The organism is Chloroflexus islandicus (assembly GCF_001650695.1).
Classification (GTDB): domain Bacteria; phylum Chloroflexota; class Chloroflexia; order Chloroflexales; family Chloroflexaceae; genus Chloroflexus; species Chloroflexus islandicus.
The window spans coordinates 102,527-126,802 of sequence record NZ_LWQS01000071.1 but is presented as its reverse complement, the minus strand read 5'-3'; the positions used below and the strand labels follow the sequence as shown (position 1 = coordinate 126,802).

Below are 24,276 nucleotides of genomic sequence, written 5' to 3'. Positions count from 1 at the left end.
GTGATCGGAGACACAGGTGAGCAGTGTTGGCGGGCGGCGCATCGGCCGATACGAACTGATCGAAGAGCTTGGCCGTGGCGGGATGGCGCGCGTGTATCGGGCGCGTGACACCCAACTTCAGCGCATCGTTGCCCTCAAAGTGCTGGCTGCGCAACTCAGCATGGACGCAGAGTTTATCAAGCGGTTCGAGCGCGAAGCGCGCACCGCTGCAAATCTGCGCCATCCGAATATTGTGACGGTATACGACATCGGTGAGGATCAGGGGCTGCACTACATCGCGATGGAGTATATCGACGGCTTGCCCTTGCACACCATTCTCGAACGGCATGTCGTGCTTGGGCTTGGCTATGCGATTGCCCTGCTCGAACCAATTGCCGCCGCCCTCGATTATGCTCATCAGGCCGGCGCTGTCCATCGCGATATTAAGCCGCATAACATCATGGTTGATCGCAATGGCCGGGTGGTGTTGACCGATTTCGGCATTGCCCAAACCCCCGAAGCCGATGATCAACGGCTGACCCGCACCGGCGTCTTTATGGGAACGCCGGAATACATTTCGCCCGAACAAGCCGAGGCCCGCCGGGTTGATGGACGCAGTGATCTTTATTCGCTGGCTGTGGTGGCCTACGAGATTATTGCCGGACGGGTGCCGTTTAGCGGGCCAACGCCGCAATTAATCGTTGCCCACGCCCAACAGCCGCCACCGCCAATCTCGTCTATCGCCCCCGATTTGCCGACCGATCTGGATTTAGTGCTGGCCCGTGCGCTGGCCAAACGCCCTGAACGGCGCTTTCAAACCGGGGCAGCCTTTATCGCGGCGCTCCGCGACATTGCTGATCGGAATGGGATTGTTCCCGCCACGGCTGCCGATCTGGCTGCGCTCGTTGCGCCGCCGGCCCTCAATCAAGCCGAGCCGACGATGCCGGCATTTACGGCCCAACCACGAGCCATTGCTGAGCCGCCGGCGCCACGACCAGCTCCTAGCTCATATCCACCGGCAAGCTCCAACCGGCCAGCAGCGCTACCGGCCAGCGCCGTTCCGAACCGCCCGGCACCGCCTGCAAGCCCGCCAAACAACCAACCGCCATCGGTCGCGCCACCGGCGCCGCCTGCCCAACCTCCGGCCCGGCGGAATACACCGGCCCATCCGCATGGGCACGGGAATATCGCGGTAGCCAGCGATCGCGCCGATCAACTGCCGTTTTTCATCATTGGCGGTATTTTGCTAGTGGTTGTCATCGCGTTAATCGTGTTTGTAGCGCGCAGTTTCAGCGACAACGCCACACCCACACCCACGCCGGCGGTTCCATCCGGCCCGTCGCCAACCTTGGCCGCGCCCCTGCCAACGGCGACGGCAACGTTTACGACCGTGCCAACGGCCACGCCAACCGAAACACCGTTGCCCACCGACACCTCATCACCAGTTCCGCCATCGCCAACTGCGCCGCCGCCACCGCCGCCGCCAAGACCGACGGCAACGCCATCACCAACAGCGACGGCAACGCCATCACCAACAGCGACGGTGCCAACTCCAACCGAGACGCCAACGTTGACACCAACCCCTACTGGGTCGCCAACCCCAACCGATACGCCAACGTTGACGCCAACCCCTACTGGGTCACCAACCCTAACGAGCACGCCAGCTACCACCGGCACTCCCACGCCAGAGGAGACACCGGCTACCACCGGCACCCCGACCGGCACTCCCACACCAGAGGGCACGCCGGCTACCACCAGTATCGCGACGCCGACCGAAACCGCGACACCGACCGAAACCGCTACGTCACTGCCAACGCCGGTACCAGTAACACCGGTGAACCCATAAGCGCCAGTGGACTATAATGAATAGTGATGGCCAGTGGGAATGTAATGAGCGAGGGCATGATGCCGGTCGCGTTTGTGATTGAAGTGCATACCCCATACGTGCGCCATCCCGGACGGCATCCGATCGGCGAAGAGCATCTGCACGCTTTTACCGCGCAGATGCTGATACCCCTGCTCGATCTGCTCGGTGAATTGCAGCGCCACCATCTCCCGGTCACGATCGCCTTGGCCTGCTCGCCAATTGCGCTCGAACAGTGGCGCGACCGGGTTGTCAGCAAGCATTTTGAACAGTGGCTGGAACAGAAAATTGCCCGCCATCAAGCTGAACTCGCTCGCTTTGAAGCGGAAGGCAATCGCCACGGGGCGTATCTGGCGCGGTTTTACCTTGATTGGGATCGCCAAACACTGCGTACATTCAATACGCGCTACCAGCGCAATTTGGCTGGACGGCTGCACGAATTAGTTATCACTGAGGTAATTACGCCGCTTTGTTTGCCGGCTAGTCACGCCATTTTACCATTGCTGAGCCGCGAGAGCCTCGTGCGAGCACAACTCGAGCACGGCTTGCTCTACATCTCGCGCCACCTCAAACGACCGGAAGGGCTCTGGCTGCCCGGTTGTGCATGGCGGCCGGGGATCGAACAGATCGCGCTCGACTTGGATCTCCGTTATGTCATTGTGGATCCGGCTTACGTGCGTACTGGCCAATTGCCCGGCTGGATCATCCCGCGCCGGCTGGCAGCGATTGGGGTTGAGAGCGACCTGTCCCGCCAGATTTGGTCCACCGAATTAGGCTATCCGGGTGATCCACTCTACCGGAACGCTGCTGATCCAACCGGTTATACGGCCAATGGCATCGATGCGCCACAGCCGTACGATCCGTATGATGCACTACGACGCGCGCAAGAGCATGCCAACCATTTCGTTGAGCAATTGCTGTACCGGTTGAATCAATTGCCGGCTGACACCACGATCGTGGTGCCAATTGATGCCCGCTGGTGGGGAAGCTGCTGGTTTGAAGGGCCGACATGGTTGCAAGCAGTATTGACTCGCTGCGCGACAGATTCTCGGCTCAGTTTGACGCAGCCGGGAACGATTCTGGCCAGCTTACGCACGAGCGAGACCGTCGCGCTGCACGCTGACTCCCAGCTCCCGCATCCCCTCTCGCGTTGGCAATCGCCAAGTGCGCAGCGTTATTGGCAGGCGCTCCACGACGCTGAACACCGATTTGCTGATTTGATCGCGCACTATCCGGCGGTCGAGGGATTCCGCGAGCGGGTGCTGACCCAAGCGGCGCGTGAACTATTGCTGGCTGAACAGAGTGATTGGGCGGAAGATCCGCAGGAATTGGGTTGGCAACGACACCTCGATCGCTTCGAGCAGTTGTTTGCGCTGGCGCGCCAAGAGTCGTTAAGTGCGACCGATCTTTTTACCCTTGAGCAGATCGAAACGCACGACGCGATCTTTCCGGTGTTGAATTATCGCCTGTTTGGCAAGGGGTGAGCGAAGATACCAGACAGCATCACTCACACCTCCCACCCTGCCGGGATGGTATACGTTTCGCGCCGCCAGCGCCAACCCGGTTCTAAAATCTCTCCCGGCTCGGCGAAGTAGAGACTGTGCAACGCCGCATACAACACGGTCATCTGTTGCGCCCGGTTCCCCGGTTCGCCTAACGGATGGCCAAACGGCCATGCCAGATGCAAGGTGCGCGGCGGACGCACCTGTTCGGCAATCGGCTTGAGGCTAACGATACAGATCGTGCTGATGCCGGCGTCTTCGATGATGCGCGCGATCAGTCCCACGGACTGATTGCACAACCCTCAGGCAGGGGTGAGCAAAACGGCGTCAACCTGCTCTTGTTTCAGAAAGCTGGCAACTGCGGGGGCGGTTTGCCGCAGCAAGGTTTCGAGATGGGGCGGTTCGATATGGCCCATGAAGCTGTAGCAATCAGCCACACCGCCAATGATCCCGTGTTGGGCCAACGAGCGCATCAAGGCCAGCGGAAAGAGAATGTTCAGATCGCGCTCGGCGTCGGTGTGGTCATAGTAATCGTGGGTGATGGTGAGATCGGCTACCGGCGTATCAGCCGGAATGCGGCGATAGGTAGGGTCGCCGCGCGGATCGACCATATCAAACGGCGGTTGATCGCGCCGGTGAACACCGCCGGTCGTGACCAGCGCGAAACGCGCTTCAGTCAGCGGCTTGCGCATGGGGGTAAAGGGCACCGTATCGAAACTGAGCGCGCGGTACGCACCGCCCCACAGGCGGGCCAACGCCGGAAGCTGCGAGAAGATCTGGCCGGTCAGCCGGTAGAGATCCTTGAGCGAGCGATTGCGCCAGTCATCGGTCATAACGTCCTCTGCAATGCCTATGCCGCCATTGATCCTGCTTTTGTAGTATACCTTCGTTTTGGGACTTTTAAGAGCGGACAGAATGTATCAGCGCAGATGTGGTTGAAAGCTTTGCGATCACCCCCTCACCCCAACCCCGCTCCCGCTGAGGAGCGGACAGAACGTTTGATCGAGTACAACTGTCGATCGCTGTGCAATGCCGTAAAGCTCCGGGCTGCGCTCCCCATCACCCCTCCCCCAGCGGGGGAGGGGCAAGGGGTGGGGGCATCAGCTCGCGCAGCGGGCTTTGTACCCCTAGCCCGACCCTTGAGGGCCGGGTTCCAGACAGATGTTCTGTCCGCCCTTGAACTCCCACTGGCGTGGGAGAGGGGAGTACAACGCTAAGCGTTGAAGCATTGCCCAGCGATCAACATACATGCTCTGTTCCCGCGCAACATTGTGGCGGATTGGTCGATCCCGGCCAGCGTCAACCGCGATTCAACGACCAATCATACGGACGGTAGACCAAACGGCCCCGCTGCGCTTGTAACAGCCATGCCCGGCGTTCGTCGTCAGGCAGCGCCTGCCGCAAGAGTTGTACGATCCCGTTGGGGCCGCCAAAATCCTCGCGGTACCAATCGAAGATGCGCGACAGATGGATCTCGCCGCGGGCCGGATCGATCGTCACATCGGCGTCAACAAAGCTGCGCATTGCTAATTCGAGCTGGGCATCGATTTGCTCGGCGCTGTAGACGCCAATCGGCGGGCACGAACGGCTGGCGCAGTTGAGGGCAAAGTGGATCCGGACATCAGGCGGATCGATGATCCAAGCGCGGCGCGGATCCCCAGCGGCAAACTGGGGGCCGGGGATGAAGGGATGGCCGCGATTAGCGCGCAGGATGCCGTGCTCGATGTCGTTGAGCGAACAGCGCTGGCCGCCGATCAGATAGGCCGCGGCTTGAAAGAAGCTAAGACCGGCCAACTCATCGGCAACACTGGTCTGGACGCCAAAGGCAATGACGGCATCGATCACTAGCGCGTTGTAGAGGTTGATCCAGAAGGCCAGCCGCGTTGCCCGATCCGGCAACGAAGCCGGATCGAAGCGCTGCAACTGCGGGGTGAGTTCGATGCGGAACGCGAGGTAAGCCGGATCAGAGCGCAGCCGATCGTAGGCCACCTGCGTGCCGCCGGCATCCATCGCCAGCGCCTTAAACTGGTTAACGGCCCGCTTGAGTTCGGCGGCCAGCGCCGCGCCATCGACCGGCGCTGCCGGTACGGGGCCGGCGTTCAGCACGCTGCGCGCGCGCTCGCCCAACGCCAATCCCATCACCGCTTCCCGCAACCAGACCAGTTGGCTCATACGGCATTCCCCAATAGTTGCCGGAACGAGGCGATCGCCGCGGCGGTACGCGGGCCGGGCCATGTCAAGGCCATGCCATCGCAGAACGCGATCTGGCAGCGATCAGCTACTTCAGCAAACGCCGGCAGATCGCGCTCGCTAAACGGGTACGGCTCGCTCGGCAAGAGGATGATATCAGGATCGAGGGCCAGCAGTTCGGCCAGCGGTGCGCGCGGATAGCGGCCCGGCAGCGCCGCCGCCACATTGATCCCGCCGCTAAGGCGTAGGAGGTCGTTGGCGTAGGTGTCTTGCCCCACCGCCATCCACGGATCGCGCCAAATCAACGCCAGCACCCGGCGCGCAGGCGCCGGCGGCTCGGCCATAGCGGCCTGTATTTCGGCAATCATCGGCGCAGCCGTCGCCGCCACATCGAGCACTGCGGCTAGCGCTGCCAATTGCGTGGCGGTATCGGCCACACTGCGAATGGCGGTGACATAGACATTGACGCCGGCGGCGGCCAAGGCCAGCACATCGCGCTCACGGTTTTCTTCTTGCTCGGCGATGACCAGATCAGGGTGCAGCGAAAGAATCGCTGTTCGATCCGGGTTCTTGGTGCCGCGCAGCCGCGGCAGATGCGCGATCGCCGCCGCCGGTTCGCTGCAATAGTCGGTGATCCCCACCACCCGCTCACCGGCTCCCACGCTAAACAGCCACTCAGTCATACTCGGCACCAACGAGACAATCCGTTGCGGCGGCGCCGCCAGCTCAATTGTCCGGCCAAGGGCATCACGCACCTGCATCACGCCCCCCTTCCAGTGATCAGCCATCGATCACGAAGACCGGTACGGTACTGCCGCCGCCGGCAGTGACATTCAACAACGTTACCGTGGACAGCCGGCACAGACAGCCATTGACTTCGGTGCCAAACAGGAACGGATCGCTATCAACCAACCGCTCGCCGATCACGACCTGCCCATCAACCAACGCCGGATACGGCTCATAGGCGATGGTCACCCGCTCTTGCACCACAAATGGCGCCGCGAGGGCCGCGTTCAGCGCGGCTTCCCACTCGGCGGCGCTTACCTCCCAACCGATGGTAATTCCCTTGCCGCCATACTCATCGTTCGGCTTTAGCAGCAACCGCTCGCGGTTGGCGCGGGCAAACGCCAGCAAATCAATCGTCTCACCCTGATAGGTCGTCTGGCCGGGCCGCACCACGCGCGTCCACGGCACATGGGCAGCGACGGCGGCGCGCTGCTCGGCGCTGAGCGGATCATAGAACTGCTCGTCGGACAGCAGGGCAAACAGCGACTTCTTGTGCAGCAGCTTGGCGCGGAACGAATTAACAATCACGCATGCGCCGGCGGCATACGCCTGCACCAGCGGGTGGCTGAGCGAGTCATCGCCGTAGTGGGTGAGAAACTCGCTGGTCAACACCCGCTTAAAGACGATCGTGACCAGCGTCTCGCTACCGTCTTCCAACCGCGCCCACAACTGGCCATCGTGGAAGACGAGATCTTGCGGCGCGCAGATCACCGCCGGCAAGCCGTGCTCGTTGAAATAGCGCCGGAACATCTCGAATTCGGTGGCAGTCGGCACACCACGCCAATCGACAATCGCCACCCGCGGCTCGTGGCCGGGACTGCCGGCTGCGCGCCAGCAATCCATCAGGGTGCGCAGCATGTACGGGCGGGCAGGCAACGGCATCAACGGATAGCGCTTGGCGAACTCTTCCATCACCGGCATAGCCAAAAAGGCCTGCGCCAGCAAATCTTCGTAGGCAATCGCCGCCGGACTTTCCGCGTTGTACTCAACAAATTGCAGCGACGATCCATCGACGGTGAGGAAGGTATCCATGCGGGAATGGGCACTCGGTTCGAGATAACCGGGGTGCATCGCAATCAGCCGCTCTTCGAGTGGGGTGAGCATCAAGATATCGCGCACCGCCTGCCCGGTTTCGTTATTCTCAAGCGCCGCCGCCACGATCACGCGCGCCGCCTCGGCGACGTGTTGCGTTCCCCGTCGTAACAAATCGTACTGCGATGCCGTAATCAAGCGCGGGCGCAACACGGTGGCCAGCGGGCGCTCGCCGAAATAGAGCTGGCGAGCGCGCATCTCTTCGGTCAGCCGCTGCCACGACGCGGCTGCCAGCGCCGGATCGAGCAGAGCGTGGTAATCGGCAATTGCTTGCGCAAGGGTCATAGTCGTTCCTTATTGGTCTAGAGACAACGTGGAATGCCTCATCCCGGCACTCTCGGAATAGCCACAAAGAGACACAAAAGGTATAAGAACTATAACACGAGATTACTTTTGTGTGTTCTTGCGGCGACTCAGTAAGGCGCAAAGGGAGCAGAGTCGCAGAGATGTATAACGCAAAGGCGCGAAGGACGCAGAGGGCGCAAAGAGCTTCCCACTTGTCATTGCGAGCCGAGCGTAGGGGCAGAGCCGTGCTCTGCCCCACGAGGCGAAGCAATCTCCCCCAACGGCGAGATTCGTGTACCCCACCCCGTCACTCTTTGCATAGCCATGAAGAGAGACAAAAGACACAAACATATCGTTCTATTCTTGTGTCTTTTGTGTGTTTTCGCGGCTATTCCCCAACGGAAATGGGATGAATCTTACGCCTCTTCAGTCGCCTTCTTCTTACGGGTTGTCCGGCGCTTCGGCGCTGCCGGTGCTTCGGTAGCCGGCGGGTCACTGTTGGGAACAGCTTCTGGCGCAGCCACGGGCGCGGCAGCCGGGGCCATCGGGCCGTTCAACAAGCGATGCCACGCGAACTCTTCCGGCTTGGCCCGGCCTTGCAAGGCCAGCTCGATGGTGAAATCGGCCATCGTGCGCACCACCCAGTCGAAGTAGTAGGGCGTGAGCGAATTGACATCAAAGTCGGGCGCGGGGTTGGTGAAGTCAATCGCATACGCAACGCCATCACGAATGGCGAACTCGACCGTGTTCATATCGTAGCCGAGGGCCTGATTCAGCTTGAGCGCGCCTTCCACCACCTGCCGGCCTTCGTCAGGGGTCAGGTAGTTATCATCGCGGAAGTAGCGGTGCGGCCACGGCGCATTGGCATCGAACTTGATCGTCATAATGTGGCGGCGACCGATCACGATGCAGCGCACGTACTTCTCCCACGCGATGTACTCTTGCAGCATCATGCACTCGATGCCGGTCTCGTTGTAGGCACGCCACAACTCCTCATACGAATGCACTTTGTAGACCTTCTTAAAACCGCCGCCCCACGCCGGCTTGAGAATAACCGGGAAGCCGCCGACATAATCGACGTGATCTTTCCACGGAATCGGGTATTGCAGATTACGCAGCGACTCTTCGACCACGCCTTCGATATAGGAATGCGACGGCAGCGCCACCGTGCGCGGATGGGGAATACCGAGCGCCGTCGCCAACGACGCGCCAAAAAACTTATCATCGGCGCTCCACCAGAAGGGGTTGTTGACGATGCGGGTGCCGCTGAGCGCCGCCGTCTTGAGAAACGTGCGGTAGTATGGGATCTCATGGCTAATGCGATCGACAATCACGTCGTAGTCGCACAACTCGGCCATGCGCGTTCCACCTAACTTGATGAACTCGGCCCGCACGCCAACATTGCGCCGATTGACCTCTTCGATAAAGGCGGGCGGCCACGACCACTCGCGACCGACGAGAATGCCGATCTTTTTGACACTCACCATAAACCTCCTTATATAGCAACAGGTATCGTTTCGCAAACCGGCAAGGCTGATTGTAGCATAAAGCGCGCCGCTCCGATCACCACGGAAAGAGCAGCGGCGCTGCCAACAGACAGATCACGAGCACGACGACCTGTAACGGGATGCCGGCGCGGGCATAATCGGCAAACCGGTAACCTCCCGGCGCCAGCACAAGTGTGTTGACCGGCGAGGCGATCGGGGTGGCAAAGGCTGTTGAAGCGGCAATCGCCGCCGTGATGACGAGCGGCTCCGGCGCTAGGCCCAACTGTTGCGCAATCCCCAGCGCAATCGGCATCATCAACACGGCAGTAGCGGTGTTCGAGATAAACTGGCTGAGGAAGCTGGTGATGATGAACACGCCGGCCAGCACTACCAGCGGCGAGAACGCACCGAGCGCGGTTGCCAGCTCGGTGGCGATCAAGGTGGCGCCACCAGTCTTGGTGAGCGCCGTCGCCATCGGCAACATCGCCGCAATCAACACCAAGCTCTCCCAACTGAGGCGGCGGTAGATCTCATTGAGCGGCACGCAGCCGGTGATAACCATCGCCACTGCCGCCACCAAAGCCACCGTGACGGTCGGCAACCAACCACCGGCCATCACGACCAACATTGCCAGCATAATCGCAATCGCCAACAACGCGCGCCGGCTGAGCCGGTCGCCGCTGACGGCCAGATCGCGCGGTAGCGCCACCACCGCCAGATCGCCAAAAGTGCGTTGATCGCGCACGATCGCCTCAAGGCGGGCCGGCGGGCCGGCAACCAATAGTGTATCGCCAAAGCGCAGCGTTTCGTGGGCCGGATCACCGGCGAGTGGCTGGCCCAAGCGACGCGCCCCCAACACCGTCACCCCAAATAGTTGGCGCAACTCGGAAGCAACCACCGTCTGGCCAATAAAACGCGACCGCGGGGTGAGCGCCACTTCCATTACCGGCAAATCCGGCCCAAACGGTAGATCGGGCTGCGGCGCTTGCGGGATCAAACGCTCGGCGCGGCAGAGCGCCGCTACCGCCGCCTCATCGCCGATCACATCGAGCAGATCATCAGCGAGCACGCGCGTCGCCGCAGTGACCGCGCGCGCCGGGCCGGGAGCTGGCCGATTGGCCGGCCAGCGGCGAATCCCAACTACCGTCACCCCATACCGGCTATGCAAACGCGCCTCGGCCAGCGTCAAACCGGCCAGCGGCGAATCGGCGGCGACCCGCACCTGCGCCAACCCCTCGGTCAAGCGGTACTCGGCAGCCAGTTCGGCCAGCGTTGGCCCGCGCGTCTCGCTAGTCAGCGGCGCCACCCGCGCCGGCAACAGCCAATGCCCAAACAGCACGATCACGAGCGTGATAGCGATCACGACCAAGCCGCCGATCGGGGTAAAACTAAAAAAGCCGAGCGGTGGTCTTCCGGCGGCTACTAAGGCATCAATAGCAATGATATTAGGAGGCGTTCCGACGGCCGTCAGCATTCCGCCTCCCAACGCCGCATACGCTAGCGGCAACAGCAAGCGCGACGGGCTAATACCGGCGCGGCGGGCCAAATTGACTGCAATCGGCAGCATAATCGCCACCGTGCCGGTCGAGCTGATGAACGCCGACAACACGGCCACCGGAATCATTAACGTCACCAGAATCCGGCGCTCATTGTTACCAGCGATCTGGCCCAACCGCTGGCCGATCCACGCCGCCACGCCGGTCTGGAACAGGCCATCACCGACCACCATGAGCGCGGCGATCAGCAACACGGTTGGATCGCCAAACCCAGCCACCGCTTCGGCAGGGGTGAGGATGCCGCTCAGCATCAGCGCCAGCATCCCCATGATCGCAACCAGATCGAGCCGGATGCGATCGCTGACGAACAGCGCGATCATCACCCCCAGCACGATAAACACAAAGGCGATATCGTTTGTCATTACGTCAATTCGTCAATCCGCGCCGCGACCGAACGCAGCGCCGCGGTATCGTCTTCGGTCAAGCCGATTTCGGCAGCCGCACGCGCTGCCGCCTGCACTAACAGCGACGGCGACGCCGCAGCCGGCTGCGCTGGTGATGCCGGCGAAGTTACTGGCGCCAAGGGCGGGGCCGGATCCCAGAGCGGCTCGGCGCGGAGCAACCGCGGGGCCGGCCAACCGTAAACCTCGGCCAAAAAGCCGATCATCGCCCGCGCCGCGCCGGGTAAGGTATGGTTGGTCGCTACATACGCCCGCGCCCGTGCCCCCAATGCCGCCGCCAGCGCCGGATCAGCCAGCAAGCGCCGGCAATAGGCAACGATCATATCGGTTTCGCACTCGTCAACATCGACCTGTGCCACCACGTCGGGCGGCAATTCGCAGAAAGCGTCAACTGCACTGACGAGTGTCGGCTTGCCCGCACCGAGCAGGCGCAACAGGCTAGCGCTGGTTTCACCGGCGGTCGGGTAACGCAAATTCAGGCAGACGTCGGTTGCAGCGACGTAATCCTCAAATCGTGATCGCTCGACATAGCCGGTGACGGTTACGGCTGCTTGCAGGCCAAGCCGCTCGATCACACTTTTGAGAGCATAATTGGGTGAAACGGAACCAACCAACACGCAGTGGGCATCGATCCCCTCCCGGCGCAAGGCGGACAGCGCCCGCAGGGTTGGTTCGATTCGCTTCCACGCATTGATATTGCCAAAGGTTGCCAACAGCGGGCGTTCGAGCGGGATGCCCAACCGCCGGCGCGCCTCGTTGCGATCAATCACCGGCGGCAATGGCACCCCCATCGGTACGAGACCGCGCGGCAGATCAGGCCGGATGGCCGCCACCTGTTCCAACAGATACCGGCTATGCCCAATCACCGCCTTGGCGGCGGCAAGCACATCTTCATTGCACGGAAACGAAAACGCTGCTTCGCTAAAGCGCGAACGGATCATGAGCTGAGCGACATTCTCGCCCTCTGCGCCGTAGCGCGCCCGCATCATCGCCACGTAGCGCTTTATGTCGCGCTGCACATTCGCCGCGTACCAGACCATAAAGTGATGCAGCACGAAATCGTGCATCACCATCACGCCGGGAACGCGCTGCGCAACCCGCCAGATACCGGCATGAGCAGGGCTATTGCCCATGTGGTAAACAATCGCATCAAACACCCCCCGCCGGGCTAACCGTTCAAGCTTGCGGATGGGCAAGACCGTGAAATGCCGTTCAAGCTGCGGATTCGTCGGGCGCAACCCATCCTCAACAAACAGCGTGATCTCGGCGTACTGGGCGAGGTAAGGTAGCAGCTCCTCGCTATAATCGGAAATCCCCGATGGGGCTGGATTGACGGGTGAACAATACGCGATGCGCGGGGTCATGCACGCTCCACCAAAGCCGCCACCAGCTCACGGCAGAAGGCGGGAATATCAGCCACCACCCGCCCCCAGACCAGATGACCATCGCGGAAGGCCGCTTCATCCACCCACGTCGCGCCAGCATTGATCAAATCGTCTTTGATCCCGGTCGAGCCAGTGGCCGGACGCCCGCGCACAATCCCGGCAGAAATCGCAATCGAACCGCCGTGGCAGATAATCCCGATCACCTTGCCAGCGGCGTCCATCGTGCGCACCAGATCGGTCACCGCCTGATAGCGGCGCAGCTTATCCGGCGCCCAACCACCGGGCAACACTAAGCCAAACAGGTCATCGGCGCGCAATTCAGCAATGGTCGTCGTAGGGGTAATCTCTAGCCCGTTCTTACCACGCACCGGTCGCAGATCGAGGCCGGCAGCCAATACCTCCGCGCCCTCTTCTTGCAAACGCATCAGCGGCACGTAAAACTCAAGGTCTTCCACCCCTTCGGCCAACAGAATCGCAATCCGTTTGCCTGCTAGTCGCATGATTGGCACTCCCTTCGATTGCAGCGACGCTGTACAGCAACGTCGCTAGCGGTGAGAACATGGGATCTGCAGCAGTAGCACTGCCGCACTCCATAGCTATAGTTTGCCTGTCGCCGGCCATGACCGCACACAATTGCCGCCGGCTACTTTGGCTGCATAGAGCGCTTCACCCACCCGCGTCAGCAAGTCAGCCGCATTGCGCGCATCGCGGGGAAAGGCGGCTACGCCAATTGAAATCGTCACTTGCAGATCAAGCGTATGAGGGCGAATCACCGTCTGCGCCACTGCCGCGCGCCACTGTTCGGCGCGGTGCAAGACGGTTTCGAGCGTCACCCGCGGTAACACCAACAGCAATTCATCACTGCCATAGCGGCAGAAGATATCGCCGCCGCGCACTTGCCGGCCAATCAGATTCGCCAGATGTTGCAACACCGCATCGCCGAGCGCGCGGCCAAACTGCCAATTCACCTGCTCAAGCTGGTCAATATCGATCAACGCCACGCTGAGCACTACCTGCTCGCGATCGGCGCGCCGCAGCTCGCGTTCCAGCGTCTCGTTAAGATAGCGGCGCGTATATAGGCCGGTGAGCGGATCGCGGATCTGCTCATTCTGCAAACGCACCGTCAAGGCATGCACTTGGGCCCGCGCCTCGGCCAATTGGTGACGGCGCGTTTGCTCGATCTGCCAGCGCGTTTGCGCGGTCGCCACCACGCGCAGCAAACATAGTGGCTGCAGCTCAGCTACAGTCAGCACTTCATGCACACCCGCTTGTAACGCGGTGACAGCAGCATCTGCATCCGCTACTAGACCAATCAACGGCGCATGCTCGGCTTGCGCTGCGAGATCGGGCGGCAACTGTTCCCGCAAGTCGACCAGATGCGGCGACGCAGAGGCAACCGTGTCTACCGGCATAAGCTGCCACGCTGAACCCAACAGCGCGCTGAGCTGTGCTATCAATGTCTGATCGCTCGTCAAAATCGGTAAGAGCTGTGCGGCAAATGCCATAGCCTGCCCGTGGTTAGATGACCGATACTGCGTCAACGATAGCATACTTCAACATTCTCGACAAGACAATGCTAGGTCAGCCTTGATCGCGGAGCGCACGGTATACATTCCCCAAACAACACGATCCTTGCGGATTGCGTAACTCGCAAGCACATTGGCCAGCGGCAATGCCCGCTCTGATATCGGCAATGATGGCTTCGTTTTCAGCGACAGTAGCCCGCTGAAGATCACTGGCGCGATACCGGAAGCAGTAACAGATAAAAACGTCAGGTTGACCCGTTTCCTTTTGATACACCCGTTCACGCACTTGATCAACCGTAAGGGTCTGTGCATTATCTGTACAATAGTAGACGACGGGACAGTGAGGCGTATGACAAAATTGATACGACGTTGATGGCAAGCAACGCAAACTGATTGCAGCCAGTGCTTGCACGGTCTGGATCGAAACCGGCGCTCCCTTCGCGCCACAAGCCGGACACATCCCCGATTGCACACGTGTTTCATGGCATGTTGTTTCAGCAGATGACGAGCCGGCGCAGCTTTGACTCATTGCGATTGCTCCTTCACGCCAAACAGGATACTGCCGCCGCCGCTATACGCCTTCCAGTACATAGTAGTTCACGCAATGGGAAACTAGCGCTATCAATTGTGTAAGGAAAAGGTTGTTCGCCGTTCATTCTTTTGAAGTACAATAGGCGGTATAGTAAGACCAACACAGTCCTCGTCTTGCCACATCAGATCAGCCAACAGAGATTTTCAAGCTAATGACGGCATCGATCACATCTGAGTGGAACGCACCTATGGCGGCAATACCGTTTGTGATGATCTATCTCATTCCGGCGATTATTTCCGCCGGACTAGCGATCATGATGTGGCAAAATCGCTACTATCGCGGTGGCCGTCCCTTCACGCTTTTGCTGGCCGCCATCGCATGGTGGAATGCTTGCCACGCGCTGAGTATCGCCGATACGACGTTTGAAGGCACGCTCTTTTGGTCATTGTTGCAGAATGTCGGCATTGTGATGATCGGGCCGTGCTGGCTCCTCATCGCGCTGGCCTATTCGGGTGAATGGTGGCGGGTGCCGCGCTGGCTGCGGCGCGGTATTTTTGTGCCCGAACTCATTTCGCTGGTGCTGGCACTGACGAACAATCTCCATTACCTCTGGTGGGCAACGGTCGAAGCCGACACCTCGCGCCCCTTCCTCTGGCTGTCAGTCACCCGCGGGCCAGCGTTCTGGTTTCACACCGTGTATGCATATGTCTGTCTGGCGATCGGCATTATCGTGCTGGCCCGCGCCTCGTGGCAAGCGCCGCCGGTGCATCGCTACCATGCCCGCCTGATGCTCACCGCGGCACTCATTCCGGCTGCCGGCAATATCGCTTTTCTTGGCGGGCTAAAGGTGCCGTGGAATGATGATCCGACGCCAATCTTGCTCTTCATCTCGGCGGCGCTTGGCATTTACACAACAATGCGCTACCGGCTGTACGATTTGGCCCCGCTGGCCGAGCAAGAAGTCATCGCTGGCTTGCCTGACGGCCTGATCGTGCTCGATAGCCGTGGACTGGTCGCCGAGATCAATCAGCACGCACCCCGGTTGCTCGGCGTGCATAGCGATCGCTGGATTGGCCGACCCTTAACCCAACTGGTCGCCTCCTCACCATTTGGGCGCGATCTGCAACATCTGCTGAACACAACCATCACGGCGCCAACTCGGCCAGTTATTTTCGATAATGGCTCCCAAGCGATCGAAGTGCGCATCCGTCCGCTCCAATCCGCCGCCGGGATTGCGACCGGATCGCTGGTGTTGGTACGTGATGTAAGCGAGCGGATGCGGGCCGAGCAAGAGCGCGCGCGCCATATCGCCGCGCTGCGCCTGATTAACGCCATTGCCCGCAGCGCCAACAACGCGCAAGAAACCGGCTCGCTGCTCAATACGATCGCGCGGATTATAGTGCGCGAAGGCCATTGGGAACGGGTTTCGATTGGCCTGATCGACGAATCGCAGCAACGTATTACGGTGGTCGTTGACCACACGACCCATGGCACCGGCCAGTTGCAGAACGAAATCATGAGCGGTGCTGCCGCCGCAACCTTGATCCAGCGCATCCAACAAGGACGGCCAGAATTAATCAATCTGGCCGAACTCACCGAGGAAGATCCGTTGGCAATCGGCTTACGTCAAGCAGGATTGCAATCGCTATTGCTGGTGCCGCTCCGGCATGAACACTATGCGACTGGCATCTTAGGGTTAGCGACTAGTGCGCCCAAGACGATGACGCCGACCTTGAGCGAGTTGGTCACCGCCATCGGTGAATTGATTACCGATGCGATCATCCGCATTCGCCTCTACGAGCAAGTCCAACGGGCTGACCGGCTCAAGACCGGCTTTCTCGCCACCGTCAGCCACGAGTTACGCACACCGCTGACCTCCATCATCGGCTATACCGATATGTTGCGGCGCGGCGTGTTAGGCGAACTTAGCCCAGAGGTGCAAGAGACGCTCGGCTATATGAAGCAGTCGAGCCTCAATCTGATGCGCTTGATCAGCGATATTCTGGAGTTTTCGCGTATGGAGGCCGGCCAACTTGAGATGGAGGTAGAGCCGGTTGAGGTAAGTGCAATCATTCAGAATGTGGCCGGGCAGATGTTGCCACAGGCGCGCGAACGCAATTTGGCGCTGTTGGTGAATATCCCTTCTGAATTACCGAAGGTGATGGCCAACGCTGGCCGGCTGGAACAGGTGCTGATCAATCTAGTCAGCAACGCGATTAAATTCAACCGTCCAGATGGGCGGGTGGAAATCTGCGCTGAACCACGCGGTGAATGGGTACGCATTTGCGTTAAAGACACCGGTGTGGGCATTGCCCCCGACGATCAAGAGCGGATCTTTGAAGAGTTTCAGCGCGTCCGCCAGCCAAACGGGCAGAAGGTGCATGGCGTCGGCCTTGGCCTTGCTATCTGCCGCCGCCTCATTACCTACATGGGTGGCAACATTGGGGTTGAGAGCACTCCCGGCGAAGGATCAACCTTCTTCTGCGATCTGCCGGTGGTGTCGATATCGCGCATTGTAGGGGAACGAGCTGGCGCATGACCGTACCCCCGATTCTGTTTGCTGCCGCCATCTCTCTCGCTGCCAAGCAGCGGCCGCTCCTAGCGCGCCGGGTGTTACCCGGGTTGCCGTCGCGGCGGCGATGCGAGCGAACGGGGTGGTACAACGAACACGGCCAAGCCGCATTCTCCCACCGATGAGCCCGCCCCACGCACCTTGCTCCCCATCGCCGGCGCAGTCGCCTAGCCGCCGGCATTGCTGCCGGCGCTGGCCGGCTCTTACCCGGCCGTTTCACCCCTTACCGGAAACCCGGCGGGACTGTTCTCTGTTGCCGTCTTGCGTCACCGGCCGATTGCTCGACCGGCGCCCCCGCTTGCTGTTTCGCGGGGCGGCGTTCCGCCTTGCGGCGGGCGGGGAGTCGGGAAGTTCCTCTGGGAAACCCCAGCGGCGGCGCATCATGCGCCAGCACCAATCTTAGTATAGCACACCGATCCAGAGGCGCAAAGCGAGCAAAGGCGCAGAGAATGGTAAACGCAAAGGCGCTAAGAACGCAAAGGACGCGAAGGTTGTTTGAGGTTGTTCTCAAGTACGCTTTTACCCAAATGATAACATGCTTTGCGCCCTCTGCGATCTTCGCGTCTTTGCGTTATAGGCCCTCTGCGGCTCTGCTTCCTCTGCGCCTACACCTGTTGTAAGCGGGTTAGTAGCTCTTGCTTCAGATCCCACAGGCGTTGGCTGAGCGACACGTGGTAGATATGCGGGTTCATAATCCGGCGCACACCAAGGTCAAGCCGCTCGACATCGGCGTGGCGACGCGCGCGCATCTGTTCCAGCGACAGCGGCTCAGCCACCCGCCGGCCCTCCACCATCGCTGGTTCGAGCAACGGCTCGATCCCGGTCAGTTCTGAGCGGCGCACCGTGCGCTGGCGGGCATGGTCGCTAGGGTGGCGCAACCGGATGCACTCTTCGCTGGTGGGGTCTTCATCTTCGAGTGCGATCAGGTCGGCAGTCGCCTTGCCGCGCTCGTCGTACAACCGCCACACCCGCTTCAAACCGGGATTGGTCAGCTTCGCTGCGCTCTCGGCAATCTTAATCGCCGGCTGCCATTCCTTGCCATCGTGCAGCGCCACCAGCTTATACACCCCGCCCAAGGCCCCCTCGCCGTGCGACGTGACCAGCCGGGTGCCGACACCGTACACCAACCGGCGAATAATCGCATCGGCATCAGCATTGTAACGCCGCGCCTCTTGAGCGATCTGGCTCTGAATCTGCCAAATCACCAGCTCGTCCAAATCATTCGAGAGCACGATCACCGTATCGGGGAACCCGGCCCGATCCAGCATCAACGCGGTCTGGATCGCAAGGTAAGCAAGGTCGCCCGAATCGAGCCGCACCCCGACCGGCTTATGCCCCTTGGCGCGCAGCTCCTCAAACACCCGGATCGCATTCGGCACCCCGCTGTGCAAGGTGTCGATCGTATCCACCAGCAGCAAACAATCGTCAGGATAGACCTCGGCGTAGGCGCGGAAGGCATCGAGTTCGCTCATGCCGAGGGCCAAAAACGACTGCACCATCGCGTGGGCATGGGTGCCCTTGGCAGTCTGGCCGATCGTATGGGCAAGGCCCACGTTCGAGGTAAAATCGGCCCCGCCAATCAAAGCTGCCCGCGTACCGGCATTCGCCCCCAACCCCTGCCCGCGACGCAGGCCAAACTCCAGCACCGTGCTCGCCCCGCTCGCCTCACGGATACGGCTCGCCTTGGTCGCCACCAACGTCTGATAATTGAGATGGTTAAGCAGTGCGGTTTCCAGAATCTGCGCCATCAATAACGGCCCGCGCACAATTGTCATCGGCGCTTGGGCATGCACCACCCGCCCTTCAGGCACTGCCCACAGCGTGATCCCGCCAAAATGGCCATGATCGCGCAAATAGGCCAAAAAATCCTCGCCAAAGACTGGCTTGCCCACCCGATTCCGCTGGCTGCGCAAAACCTCAAGCTCAGCCGGGCCAAACGCCGCCGTCTCCATCCAATCGAGCAGCCACTCAAGGCCGGCGGCGATGCAATAACCGGCGGAATGCAAACCATAGTTGGGCGGCTGGCGAAAGAAATGGTCAAACTGAGCCGGACGCTCGTGAATGCCCATGCGGAAATAGAGCTGGGCCATCGTCAACTGATACTGGTCGGTAAAGAGAATCCCGGTAGCGGTACGGAGCTGCGCGCCGTTCATAGGTGCCTCGCTATATAGTGTAACTTTCACACTAATATAGCAGCAAGCGGGGAGGTTGTCAATGAGCATGTTTACCGCAGAGAGCGCAGAGGACGCGGAGAGGAATACTATCATCGCGCAGGCGCGCAGCGCCCGCAGCAAGCTCCCGCTGAGGTGCAACCCAATGGCGTGGAGTCGTCCCTCCCGCTGAAGGGGGAGATTGCTTCGCCGCGCGGAGCGCGGCTCGCAATGACAACCGGCGTGCGGGAGATTGCTTCGCCGCGCGGAGCGCGGCTCGCAATGACAACAGAAGCGGCGGCGCTTCCCCCAAAACCTTTGCGCCCTCTGCGTTCTCTGCGCCTTTGCGTTAAAATTTTCTGCGCCCGCTGCGGAGCCGGAAGCCATCCGGCTCTCCTGCATCCTCTGCGTCCCCCCCTACACAAATGCCGACATCCCAGTGATCGCGCGCCCCACGATCAACGTATTCATCTCGTGGGTGCCTTCGTAGGAATAGAGCGCCTCGGCGTCGGCGAAGTAGCGGGCCACTTCGTGTTCGAGCAGGATGCCGTTGCCGCCGGAGACGGCGCGGGCCAGCGCCACCGTTTCGCGCATCTTTTCGCCGCAGAAGACCTTGGCCAGCGAGGCATGCTCGTGGCTGACTTTGCCGTTGCGGGCAGCGATCTGGCTCATCCGCAGGCACATGGTCTGCATCGCTGTCACGTTGGCCAGCATCTGCACCAGACTGTTCTGCACCAACTGGAAGCCGCCGATTGGCCGCCCGAATTGGATGCGCTGCTGTGCGTACGCCAACGCCTTTTCATACGCGCCCATCGCCACCCCGGTCATGGCCCACGCGACAGCGGCGCGGGTGATCGCGAGTTGGCGGGCAATACCGCGGAAGCCGCCCACATTCGGCAGCCGGTTGGCTTCGGGCACCCGGCAATTGACGAGCCGGATATTGGCGTTTTGCACCGTGCGCAATGCGATCTTGCCTTCCAGCCGTTCGACTTCGTACCCCGGCGTGCCGCGCTCGACGATGAAGCCTTGCACTTGGTTGTTGGATACATCGCGCGCCCAGATGATGTTGAGATCGGCAATCGGTGCGTTGCCGCTCCACTTTTTGGCCCCGTTGAGCACCCAATAGCCACGCTCGAAGCGGGCCGTGGTGGTGAGACCGGCGGCGGTCGCTGAGCCGACGTCGGGTTCGGTCAAGGCCCACGAGCCGATCAGCTCGAATCGTTGCATCGGCGGCAGCCAGCGTTGCTTCTGTTCGGCTGAGCCGAAGAGGTCGATCGACCCCATGCACAGGCCCCAATGCACGCCGAAGAAGGTGTAGATCGATGGATCGACCCGCGCGAGCTCCATACAGGCCACACCGGTGAGCACCGGGCCAAGAGCGTCGATGGCGTAAGGCCGGGTGCCGAAGGTTTCGGCGACGAGCCGGGCAAAGCTAGGCACAATCTCGTGCGGAAACTCGCCCCGCTCCCAGTAGCTGTTGGCCAGCGGACGGATCTTCTCTTCCATATACGCGCGGATCTTTTGCTGGATCAGCCGCTCTTCGGGCGAGAGTTCGCCCAAAATATCGAAGAAATCGCTATTAATCGGCGGCACGCGCTTGGGCCGCCGCTTGGCGGCGATGCTTTTCAGCAGCAGGCCGATTTCTTGCGGAGTGATGCTGCGCAAGGCGCGGAATGTGTCAACAAACGGCACATTCACCTGCTGCATCATGCGGGTGAGGCTGGCCGGGAGAGAGATGAGCGCCATAGATGCCTCCTGTTCAGCATTGAGCGATGGGCAACCCCATTGTTGCCGGATATGACTTCAAGCAGGGAAAGGAATGACGCGATGCGTCAAGAACAGTGTAGCATACGGCGGCGCAGGTGTCAATGACAATGTTGTCAGATTGCCGTCCATTGCCTGCGCGGTCGTTCGACTCGCTCCATGACGCACCGCATTATCCTCGTATCACGAGATGCTTCCCAAAACGGTTGACGGTCGGCGCTACCATCGTCTACAATAACGCGAGGAATAGCTTTTCGGCGTTAAATAGGCGTTATTCGTATGCAAAAATTAACCGCGGCCCAAATTCGCGAAACGTTTATCTCGTTCTTTATTCGCCATGGCCATACCCACGTGCCCAGCTCGTCGCTGGTCGTCGCCGACGACCCGACCCTGCTGTTTGCCAATTCGGGTATGGTGCAGTTTAAGGATGTCTTTCTGGGGCGCGAGCAGCGTCCCTATACCCGTGCTGTGACGGCGCAGAAATGTTTGCGCGTCAGCGGCAAGCATAACGATCTCGAAGAGGTTGGCCCCTCGCCGCGCCACCATACCTTTTTTGAGATGTTGGGCAACTTTTCCTTCGGCGATTACTTTAAGGCCGAGGCGATCCGGCTGGCGTGGAAGTTGTTGACCGAAGAGTTTCAGTTGCCGGTCGAGCGGCTGTGGTTTACGGTCTTCGCCGGTGATGACGAGGTGCCGCCTGATGATGAAGCCGCCGAGTTGTGGATCGCGCAGGGGGCCGATCCGTCGCGAGTGCTGCGCTTTGGCCGCAAAGATAATTTCTGGGTGATGGGTGATACCGGCCCCTGCGGCCCCTGCTCGGAAATTACGATGTATATCGGCGATGACCTCAGCCAGATGCGTGCCGAGGGGGTGAATTCCGACGACCCCAATTATGTCGAGATCTGGAATAACGTGTTTATGCAGTACGACCGCGCCACCATGCAGCCGCTGCCGCGTCCGTCGGTGGATACCGGCATGGGCCTTGAGCGGATGGCGATGGTGATGCAGGGGGTGCATAGCACCTACGAGACCGATCTGTTTGTGGCGATTATCAATCGCATTATCAGCGCGCGCGGCAGCGATGAGGCCCATTATCAGTCCCACCGCAGCGCCTATCGCGCGATTGCCGACCATGCGCGGGCGATTGCGTTTTTGATCGCCGATGGCGTGTTGCCGGGCAATCTGGGCCGGGCGTATGTGTTGCGCCGGATTTTGCGCCGTGCTGCGTATCAAGGCCGCACGATCGGTTTCGAGCGCCCGTTCCTCGCTGAGGTGATCACGGCGGTGATCGAGCAGATGGGCAACGCTTACCCCGAATTGGTCAAGCGGCGCGAGTTTATCCTCAGCGCCGCCGATCAAGAGGAGCGCCAGTTCTTACGCACGCTCAGCGGCGGTATCACGCGGCTGAACGCGGTGATCGAGCAGGTGCGCTCCCGCGGCGAGACGGTGATCCCCGGTAACGATGCGTTTGTATTGAAAGACACCTACGGTTTCCCGCTCGATCTGACCCAAAAGATCGCTGCCGAGCAAGGGTTGGCGGTTGATGAAGCCGGTTACGAGGCGGCGATGGCCGAACAACGGGCCCGTTCGCGAGCAGCGGCGACGAGCAAGCGCAGCGGCGAGGCCGATCTATGGGTGGAGCTGGATCTGCCCAATTCCCACTTTACCGGCTACGAGCGGCTGAGCGACCGGGCAACGGTGATTGGGATGCTGGCCGATGGCGATGCGTTGAACACGGCCAGCGCCGGGAGGCACGTGCAGATTGTGCTCAATACCACGCCGTTCTACGCCGAGAGCGGCGGTCAGGTCGGCGATACCGGCGTGCTGGTCGGCCCGGACGGGTCGGTGCGGGTGGAAGATACTCGCCGCCCGCTGCCCGGTCTGATCGTTCACTATGGCCGGGTGGTTGATGGCACGATCAGCGTGGGCGATCAGGTGCAAGCAACGGTCGATATCGTGCGGCGGGCCGATATTCAGCGCAACCACACTGCGACCCACATGCTCCAGCGCGCGCTGCGCGATGTGCTCGGCGAGCACGCGGCGCAGGCCGGTTCGCTGGTCGCGCCGGATCGGTTGCGCTTCGACTTTACCCACACCAAGCCGGTGGATCCCGAAGAATTGCGCGAGGTCGAGCGGCGCTTGAATGCGTGGGTGCGGGCCGATGCTACGGTGCGCTGGGAGATTACCGGCTATCAGGATGCGATGGCGCGCGGCGCGATCGCGCTGTTTGGCGAGAAGTACGGCGATACGGTGCGGGTGGTGACGATCGAGCGCGGCAATGGCTTGGATAACGGCGAGTACGCTTCGCGCGATAGCCTTGAGCTGTGCGGCGGCACCCACGTCAATCGCACCGGTGAGATCGGGTTTGTCCGGCTGGTGAGCGAGGGCAGCATCGGCAGCGGCATCCGCCGCGTCGAGGCACTGACCGGGCGCGGGGCCGAGGCGTGGGTGGAAGAGCAGGCCCAAGCGCTGCGCGATCTGGCGGCGCGGATCAATGCCCAACCTGCCCAGTTGGCCGAGCGGATCGAGGCGTTGCTGGCCGAGAACCGGCAGCGCCGGCAAGAGCTGGAGGCGCTGCGCAGCAAGATGGCGCGCGAGCAGCTCGCCACGCTGTTGAACCGGGTGCAGACGGTTGCCGGCGTGCCGTTGCTGGCTGCCGAGGTCGAGGCTGATACCGTCGAGCGCTTGCGCGAGATGGGCGAGTATCTGCGCGACAAGCTGGGCAGCGCGGTGATTGTGCTCGGCGCGCAAATCAATGGCAAGCCGCAATTGCTGACGATGGTCACCGCCGATCTTGTCCGGCGCGGATTGAACGCTGTGCAACTGGTCAAGCCGCTGGCCGCGATCGTCGGTGGCGGCGGCGGCGGCAAACCCGAAGTCGCCCAAGCCGGCGGGCGCAACCCCGACCAGTTAGCCGCGGCGATCAACGCCGCCGCTGGCGTATTGGCCGAACAAGCAGGGTGAGGGGAATAGCCACAAAGACACACAAAAGGCACAAAACACTTCAATGTTTTTGCATGGCTATACCCCTCCCCGTGTACGGGGAGGGGCAGGGGGAGGGGTAAAGAATAGCCACAAAGAGACACAAAAGACGCAAAAATAATATTTTTGTTCCTTTTGCGGCTTTTCGTGGCTATTCAAATCAACCATCGCGCGTGGTAGACTTATACCGTGAACAAGCGAATGACGATGACGCATTGCCGCA

General features: G+C 60.9%; 17 protein-coding genes. 4 read left to right on the top strand and 13 right to left on the bottom strand.

All coding sequences use genetic code 11. The features are described 5' to 3' along the window. Nucleotides 1–16: 16 nt before the first annotated feature. Nucleotides 17–1,825 carry a serine/threonine-protein kinase gene (locus A6A03_RS14455; RefSeq protein ID WP_066789716.1) on the top strand — a complete coding sequence of 603 codons (1,809 nt, stop codon included), beginning with the start codon at nt 17–19 and terminating at the stop codon, nt 1,823–1,825. Nucleotides 1,826–1,851: 26 nt separating this feature from the next. Next, nucleotides 1,852–3,327: a 1,4-alpha-glucan branching protein domain-containing protein gene (locus tag A6A03_RS14450; RefSeq protein ID WP_245669001.1), complete on the top strand. Its 1,476-nt coding sequence runs from the start codon at nt 1,852–1,854 to the stop codon at nt 3,325–3,327. Between the two features lie 23 nt (nt 3,328–3,350). Here A6A03_RS14450 and A6A03_RS14445 read toward each other — a convergent pair whose 3' ends face one another. The 11 genes from A6A03_RS14445 to A6A03_RS20640 all read right to left on the bottom strand — a co-directional run bounded on the left by A6A03_RS14445 (nt 3,351) and on the right by A6A03_RS20640 (nt 14,582). Further along, nucleotides 3,351–3,629, bottom strand: a complete 279-nt coding sequence (locus A6A03_RS14445) for a proline reductase (protein WP_066789714.1) — start codon at nt 3,627–3,629, stop codon at nt 3,351–3,353. Nucleotides 3,630–3,647: 18 nt separating this feature from the next. Beyond that, nucleotides 3,648–4,178 (bottom strand): glycine/sarcosine/betaine reductase selenoprotein B family protein, encoded by a 531-nt coding sequence (locus tag A6A03_RS14440; RefSeq protein WP_066789712.1) that lies wholly within the window; start codon nt 4,176–4,178, stop codon nt 3,648–3,650. A gap of 466 nt (nt 4,179–4,644) precedes the next feature. Further along, on the bottom strand, nt 4,645–5,517 hold the full coding sequence (locus A6A03_RS14435; protein WP_066789710.1) for a DUF547 domain-containing protein: 873 nt from the start codon (nt 5,515–5,517) through the stop codon (nt 4,645–4,647). Further along, nucleotides 5,514–6,296, bottom strand: coding sequence for a helical backbone metal receptor (locus A6A03_RS14430; protein WP_066789708.1), 783 nt, complete (start codon nt 6,294–6,296; stop codon nt 5,514–5,516). The genes A6A03_RS14435 and A6A03_RS14430 overlap by 4 nt, the downstream gene beginning before the upstream one ends. Before the next feature lie 19 nt (nt 6,297–6,315). After that, complete coding sequence (locus A6A03_RS14425; RefSeq protein WP_066789707.1) at nt 6,316–7,698, bottom strand: circularly permuted type 2 ATP-grasp protein; 1,383 nt, start codon at nt 7,696–7,698, stop codon at nt 6,316–6,318. A 416-nt stretch (nt 7,699–8,114) separates the two neighbouring features. After that, nucleotides 8,115–9,185: an ATP-grasp domain-containing protein gene (locus A6A03_RS14420; RefSeq protein WP_245669000.1), complete on the bottom strand. Its 1,071-nt coding sequence runs from the start codon at nt 9,183–9,185 to the stop codon at nt 8,115–8,117. Between the two features lie 76 nt (nt 9,186–9,261). After that, entirely contained in the window at nt 9,262–11,103 is a 1,842-nt protein-coding gene (locus A6A03_RS14415; protein WP_066789706.1) for an SLC13 family permease, read from the bottom strand. Next, entirely contained in the window at nt 11,103–12,506 is a 1,404-nt protein-coding gene (locus tag A6A03_RS14410; protein WP_066789705.1) for a glycosyltransferase family 4 protein, read from the bottom strand. The genes A6A03_RS14415 and A6A03_RS14410 overlap by 1 nt, the downstream gene beginning before the upstream one ends. Then, on the bottom strand, nt 12,503–13,027 hold the full coding sequence (locus A6A03_RS14405; RefSeq protein WP_066789704.1) for a type 1 glutamine amidotransferase domain-containing protein: 525 nt from the start codon (nt 13,025–13,027) through the stop codon (nt 12,503–12,505). Before A6A03_RS14405 ends, A6A03_RS14410 begins: the two co-directional genes overlap by 4 nt. Nucleotides 13,028–13,123: 96 nt before the next feature. Then, entirely contained in the window at nt 13,124–14,032 is a 909-nt protein-coding gene (locus tag A6A03_RS14400; RefSeq protein ID WP_066789702.1) for a GGDEF domain-containing protein, read from the bottom strand. 76 nt (nt 14,033–14,108) lie between these two features. Continuing rightward, nucleotides 14,109–14,582 (bottom strand): putative iron-sulfur cluster-binding metallochaperone, encoded by a 474-nt coding sequence (locus A6A03_RS20640; RefSeq protein WP_076798261.1) that lies wholly within the window; start codon nt 14,580–14,582, stop codon nt 14,109–14,111. Nucleotides 14,583–14,832: 250 nt separating this feature from the next. Between A6A03_RS20640 and A6A03_RS14395 the strand changes: the two genes are divergently transcribed. Beyond that, nucleotides 14,833–17,124, top strand: a complete 2,292-nt coding sequence (locus tag A6A03_RS14395; protein ID WP_066789700.1) for a histidine kinase N-terminal 7TM domain-containing protein — start codon at nt 14,833–14,835, stop codon at nt 17,122–17,124. A gap of 638 nt (nt 17,125–17,762) precedes the next feature. Here the strand turns inward: A6A03_RS14395 and A6A03_RS14390 are convergent. Both A6A03_RS14390 and A6A03_RS14385 read right to left on the bottom strand, forming a co-directional pair. Then, complete coding sequence (locus A6A03_RS14390) at nt 17,763–19,310, bottom strand: nicotinate phosphoribosyltransferase (protein ID WP_066789698.1); 1,548 nt, start codon at nt 19,308–19,310, stop codon at nt 17,763–17,765. Between the two features lie 414 nt (nt 19,311–19,724). Beyond that, nucleotides 19,725–21,053 (bottom strand): acyl-CoA dehydrogenase family protein, encoded by a 1,329-nt coding sequence (locus A6A03_RS14385; protein WP_066789696.1) that lies wholly within the window; start codon nt 21,051–21,053, stop codon nt 19,725–19,727. Nucleotides 21,054–21,350: 297 nt separating this feature from the next. Here A6A03_RS14385 and alaS point away from each other — a divergent pair, with 297 nt between their 5' ends. Continuing rightward, on the top strand, nt 21,351–24,035 hold the full coding sequence (gene alaS, locus A6A03_RS14380; protein ID WP_066789694.1) for an alanine--tRNA ligase: 2,685 nt from the start codon (nt 21,351–21,353) through the stop codon (nt 24,033–24,035). Nucleotides 24,036–24,276: the final 241 nt, after the last annotated feature.

Coding starts and splice junctions, on each gene's coding strand:
- A6A03_RS20640 (WP_076798261.1), bottom strand. CDS start 14,582: ATGAGTCAAAGCTGCGCCGGCTCGTCATCTGCTGAAACAACATGCCAT.
- A6A03_RS14435 (WP_066789710.1), bottom strand. CDS start 5,517: ATGAGCCAACTGGTCTGGTTGCGGGAAGCGGTGATGGGATTGGCGTTG.
- alaS (WP_066789694.1), top strand. CDS start 21,351: ATGCAAAAATTAACCGCGGCCCAAATTCGCGAAACGTTTATCTCGTTC.
- A6A03_RS14450 (WP_245669001.1), top strand. CDS start 1,852: ATGGCCAGTGGGAATGTAATGAGCGAGGGCATGATGCCGGTCGCGTTT.
- A6A03_RS14390 (WP_066789698.1), bottom strand. CDS start 19,310: ATGAACGGCGCGCAGCTCCGTACCGCTACCGGGATTCTCTTTACCGAC.
- A6A03_RS14440 (WP_066789712.1), bottom strand. CDS start 4,178: ATGACCGATGACTGGCGCAATCGCTCGCTCAAGGATCTCTACCGGCTG.
- A6A03_RS14415 (WP_066789706.1), bottom strand. CDS start 11,103: ATGACAAACGATATCGCCTTTGTGTTTATCGTGCTGGGGGTGATGATC.
- A6A03_RS14405 (WP_066789704.1), bottom strand. CDS start 13,027: ATGCGACTAGCAGGCAAACGGATTGCGATTCTGTTGGCCGAAGGGGTG.
- A6A03_RS14400 (WP_066789702.1), bottom strand. CDS start 14,032: ATGGCATTTGCCGCACAGCTCTTACCGATTTTGACGAGCGATCAGACA.
- A6A03_RS14425 (WP_066789707.1), bottom strand. CDS start 7,698: ATGACCCTTGCGCAAGCAATTGCCGATTACCACGCTCTGCTCGATCCG.
- A6A03_RS14385 (WP_066789696.1), bottom strand. CDS start 21,053: ATGGCGCTCATCTCTCTCCCGGCCAGCCTCACCCGCATGATGCAGCAG.
- A6A03_RS14420 (WP_245669000.1), bottom strand. CDS start 9,185: ATGGTGAGTGTCAAAAAGATCGGCATTCTCGTCGGTCGCGAGTGGTCG.
- A6A03_RS14395 (WP_066789700.1), top strand. CDS start 14,833: ATGGCGGCAATACCGTTTGTGATGATCTATCTCATTCCGGCGATTATT.
- A6A03_RS14410 (WP_066789705.1), bottom strand. CDS start 12,506: ATGACCCCGCGCATCGCGTATTGTTCACCCGTCAATCCAGCCCCATCG.
- A6A03_RS14430 (WP_066789708.1), bottom strand. CDS start 6,296: ATGCAGGTGCGTGATGCCCTTGGCCGGACAATTGAGCTGGCGGCGCCG.